Below are 4250 nucleotides of genomic sequence, written 5' to 3' on the forward strand. Positions count from 1 at the left end.
GCGGAGGCGGCGGAGGCGGCGCGGGCGGCGTCCGGGGTCAGCGGTTCATGGCCGCCCAGAACTCCTCGAAGGACATCCGGCCGTCGCCGTCGGTGTCCAGGGAGGCGATCAGCTCACGGGCCTGGGCCTCGGTGATCTGCGAGCCCTCCAGCTCGGCCACCACCTGCCGGTACTCCTCCACGGTGACCTGGCCGTCCCCGTCCAGGTCGTAGCGGTCGAAGACCTTCCGCGCCGCCGTCTCCACGATGTCCGCCATGTGTTCCGTCCTTCCGTGATCTTCGGTGACGGGGCCACAGTAGCGGCCGGTCCCCGCGGCGCGTTCCGGGGCGGTCGGGGCGCTCGTGCGCCCTGGGCGGTCAGCCCGCGGAGGCGAGGGCGGCCCGTCCGGCGTCGAGGAGGGAGCGGGTCCGGGGGAAGTCCCGCAGCTGCTCCTCCAGGGCGTCCAGGGCGGGCGGCAGGGAGCGGGCCGGCACGCCCCGGGCCGCGAGGATCTCGGCGGTCCAGGTGAGGAAGCCGGTGAGGATGCCGGGGTCGTCGACGTAGAGGGCGGCGGTCAGGAAGTCGACGATGTGGGCGAGGTCCTCGGCGGTGCGCTCGCGCTGGTCCTGGTCGTAGTCGCGCATCGGCGGGAACCGCTGTTCCAGGCGCTCCATCGTGCCGCGCACCAGGCCGTGCGCGGCGCGGGTGACCATGGTGTATTCCTGGTCCGCGAGGTGCGGCAGGTCGTCGACGGCCTGGTGGGGCGGCCGGGGCGTGGGCAGCGGCCCGGCCTCCAGCCGGTCGGCCGCGGCGCGGGCGTCCGGCGCCCACGCGTCGGCGCCGAGGCGGCGGGCGTAGCGGCCGTCGACGCCGAAGCCGAGGCCGCCGACCATGACGGGGACCCCGGTCGCCTGCACCGCGGTGATCGCCGCGTGGGCGATGGGCAGCCGGGTGGACAGCGCGGCCGACAGGCACACCACGGACGATCCGGTGCGGTGGATCTGCCGGACCAGGTGGGCGGTGGGGACCTGCGCGCCGAGGTAGCCGACCTGCCAGCCGCGCAGCCGCAGGGTCTCGGCGAGCAGCCGGGCGGGCAGGGCGTGCCACTCCTTGTCCACGCAGGCGACCGTCACCCTGCCGCGTGCGGGGTCGGGGCGGGGCACGGGCAGGAGGGCGACGACCCGGTCGCTGATGGCGGTCGCGGCGTGCTCGTCGGCGACGCCGATGCGGTTGGCGGCCCACTCCAGGCCCACCCGGTGCTGGACGGCGCCGATGACCTCCAGGAGGACCGTCTCCGCGTCCAGTCCGGCGTCGAGCGCCCCGGTCACCACGTCGGCGGCCGCGTACTCGTCCGCCGCGAGGGCGGCCTGCCAGAGCTTCTCGGCCCACTGCCCGGCGCGTGCGTCACCGGTGGCGGGGGCCAGACGGGCGCCGATGCCGTGGGAGGGCCCGTCGCTGCGCGAGGCTGAAGGTGTGACCGTCATACCGTACGACTGCCCCCGGTCGCGGTGTCCACATCATCCGGGACTCCCCCGCGGGGCGCGGTGATGGCCAGGACGGCGATGTCGTCGTGCCGGCCGCCGCCGATCCAGGCGTCCGTGAGCATCTGGACGCGCTCGACCACGGCCGCCGCGGGCAGACCGCCGCACTCGGCCAGGGCCCGCTTGAGGCGCTCCTCCCCGAACTGGACGTCACCGAGCGGGCCGCCCTTGGCCTCGGTGACACCGTCCGTGTACAGCAGGCACGTCTCGCCGGGCGCCAGCCGGACGTGCGCGGTGCGGGAGGTGATCTCCGGGAGGACGCCGATCAGGGTGCCGCCGGTGTCGGCCTCCTCCACGGTGCCGTCCCGCCGCACGATCAGCGGCGGCGGGTGACCGGCCGACGTCAGGCGCAGGGCCACGGAGGCGCCCTCGCGGTGGGCGGAGGCCAGGACGAGGGTGGCGAACCGCACCCGGCCGCCCTCGCTGCGCATCGCGTTGTTCAGCAGGCGCAGCATCCGGCCGTGGTCGTCCGCCATCGGCCGCAGCGCGTGCAGGGTGCTGCGGATGCGGCCGGTGATCACGGCCGCGTCGAGGCCCTTGCCGGCCACGTCGCCCAGGACGGCGAGCGTCTCCGCGCAGTCCTCGCCGGGCGGATGGACGTCGTAGAAGTCGCCGCCGACGCGGTCGGTGTCGACGCTCGCGCGGTAGCCCCCGGCGAATTCCGTGCCCTCGACGTGCCGCAGGGTGGGCGGCAGGAGCGCGCGCATCAGGGTGTCGGCGACCTGGTTCTGCTCGGCGTACAGCCGCGCGGCCGACATCGCCGCGCCGGCGCGGGCGGCGAACAGTCCGGCGAACTCGGCCTCCGACGCGTCGAACGCCGCGTGCCGGGCGCGCCGCAGCAGGATGAGCGCCCCGGCGGACAGTCCGAGCCCGGGCAGCGGGGTGACCGCCATCGCGCCGACCGGCCCGAAGCTTTCGGGGACCAGCCAGGCGGGGGCGGCGGCGGGGTCGATCCAGCGCGGGGGCACCGGCGGGAAGCCCTGCAGTGCCTCGTCCAGGCCGGGCACCGACTCGGGGGCGGCGGCCACGGAGCTGCGGGTGACCCGGCCGTGCTGGTCCCGGACGACCACGGGCAGCCTGCGGGCGCCGGTCTGCGCGATCACCACGGCCGCGTCGGCCAGGTGCTCGGCCGCCAGCCGGGCGGTGACCTCCATGCACCGTTCCAGGTTCAGCGAGGCGAGCAGGGCGCTGGACGCCTCGGCCAGGAAGCGGGTGCGCCGGCGTTCCGCCTCCAGTTCGGCGGTCAGCGTGCGCTGCACGGTCTCGTCCCGCAGCCACCAGGCGGTCAGGCCGCCGTCGAGCGGGGACGCCGTGGCGGCGTAGAAGCGGTCGCCCACCGGACCGCTCGGGGCGGCACCCGGGGAGCGGTGCGCCTCGGCGAGCCAGGCGGGGGTGGTGAGGGGCTCCCCGGGGCGGGCGTCCGGCAGCAGGGCGGCCGCGGGAGCGTTGACGTCCACGACGTGCCCGGACGCGTCCAGGACGACGACGGGGAAGGGGGCGGCCGCCGGGCGGTCGGCCGGGGTCGCGGGGCCGGTGCCGAGGTCGTCGGGGAGCGTGGTCATGAGCCGGCCGGCGGTGTGCGGCCGTTCACCTTCCCTTCCTCGGATGCTTGGCTCTGCCACCTTTCCTCACCTCGGGGCGCCCGCGCAAGCGGCCCCCCGCCGGGCCGCTTGCGCGGAAGGGACCCCGGCGCGACGAGGATTCACGCGGCGGCCGGGGGGAACCGTTTGGGGTGGACGCGGGAGGGTGGCAGAGTGCGGGCATGAGCAACGAGCACATGGTGACGGTGCGGGAGGGCGCACAGGCGTTCGTTCTCGAGGTCGCGGGCGAGATCGACGTCGACACGGTCGAGGCGCTCGAGGAGGGGATGGACCGGGCCTGGGAGGCGAGCGCGCCGGTGACGGTCGTGGACCTGTCCCGCATCCGGTTCGCCGACTCCAGCCTGCTGAACCTCCTGCTGGAGGCCCAGGCGCGGTACACGGCCGCCGGCCGCAGGCTGGCGGTGGCGGGCCCGTTCCACGACGCGGTGCGGCGCCTGTTCGACATCACCGGCACGGCCGCGCATCTCCCCCTCACGGAGAACGCGCGGACGGCCGTACGGCAGGCGGCGGCCGACACCGATCCCCGGTGAACCACGACCCCGCCGCACGGCCGCCCGGGGTGCCGCCGGACCTCCCGCCGCCCTGACGCCCGTCCCTCCGGCCGGCCGCGGATGCGGTCCGGTGCCGTGACGAACTGCACTCGCCCCGAGGGGTGGCAGCGGCCGTGTCAGGGCGCCGTCTGTCCGGCGTGCGCGCGGTGGTGGTCGTCGGTGAAGGAGAACGGCGGCCAGGGACCGAGGAAGCGGATCCGGACGGCCGGCTGCCGCGCGCCGAGGTCGCTGAGGACGGCGCCGACCGCGTCGATGTCCTCCCGGCGGACCAGCAGGGCGGCGGACAGGACGGCCGTCTCGTCGTCGGCCCGCCGGGTGGGCCCGCGGTCGCGGAGGTCCTCGGCGAGGGACAGCAGGCGGTGCCGGACCTCGGCGTGCAGCGCGTCGGCGAGCTGACCGGCCGCGTCGCGGGCCGCCCGCTCCCGCTGCTTGGCCAGCAGCCTGCGCATGCCCGGCGAACGGGCCTCGTCCGCCGCCTCCTCAGGCGCGTGCGGGCCGTCTCCCGCGACGGCGGCGCGGTCCAGGGTGATCTCCACCCGCAGCTCGCACCGGCCCGCCAGCTCCTCAAGCCGCGCGCC

5 protein-coding genes are annotated in these 4250 nt (G+C 76.5%); 1 reads left to right on the forward strand and 4 read right to left on the reverse strand.

Annotated features, from left to right (window positions below):
* Positions 1-37: 37 nt before the first annotated feature.
* The 3 genes from G3I53_RS32855 to G3I53_RS32865 all read right to left on the reverse strand — a co-directional run bounded on the left by G3I53_RS32855 (position 38) and on the right by G3I53_RS32865 (position 3082).
* Positions 38-256, reverse strand: coding sequence for an EF-hand domain-containing protein (locus tag G3I53_RS32855; RefSeq protein ID WP_164332607.1), 219 nt, complete (start codon positions 254-256; stop codon positions 38-40).
* A gap of 100 nt (positions 257-356) precedes the next feature.
* Positions 357-1463, reverse strand: coding sequence for a cobalamin B12-binding domain-containing protein (locus G3I53_RS32860; RefSeq protein ID WP_164439054.1), 1107 nt, complete (start codon positions 1461-1463; stop codon positions 357-359).
* Complete coding sequence (locus tag G3I53_RS32865; RefSeq protein ID WP_164439055.1) at positions 1460-3082, reverse strand: PP2C family protein-serine/threonine phosphatase; 1623 nt, start codon at positions 3080-3082, stop codon at positions 1460-1462. Before G3I53_RS32865 ends, G3I53_RS32860 begins: the two co-directional genes overlap by 4 nt.
* A 200-nt stretch (positions 3083-3282) precedes the next feature.
* Here G3I53_RS32865 and G3I53_RS32870 point away from each other — a divergent pair, with 200 nt between their 5' ends.
* Positions 3283-3651: an STAS domain-containing protein gene (locus G3I53_RS32870; RefSeq protein WP_239064230.1), complete on the forward strand. Its 369-nt coding sequence runs from the start codon at positions 3283-3285 to the stop codon at positions 3649-3651.
* A 137-nt stretch (positions 3652-3788) separates the two neighbouring features.
* Here G3I53_RS32870 and G3I53_RS32875 read toward each other — a convergent pair.
* A partial coding sequence (locus tag G3I53_RS32875) for a GvpL/GvpF family gas vesicle protein (RefSeq protein WP_203617610.1) occupies positions 3789-4250 on the reverse strand: 462 nt, incomplete at its 5' end.

Origin of the sequence: Streptomyces sp. SID14436 (assembly GCF_010548465.1) — a bacterium.
Taxonomy (GTDB): domain Bacteria; phylum Actinomycetota; class Actinomycetes; order Streptomycetales; family Streptomycetaceae; genus Streptomyces.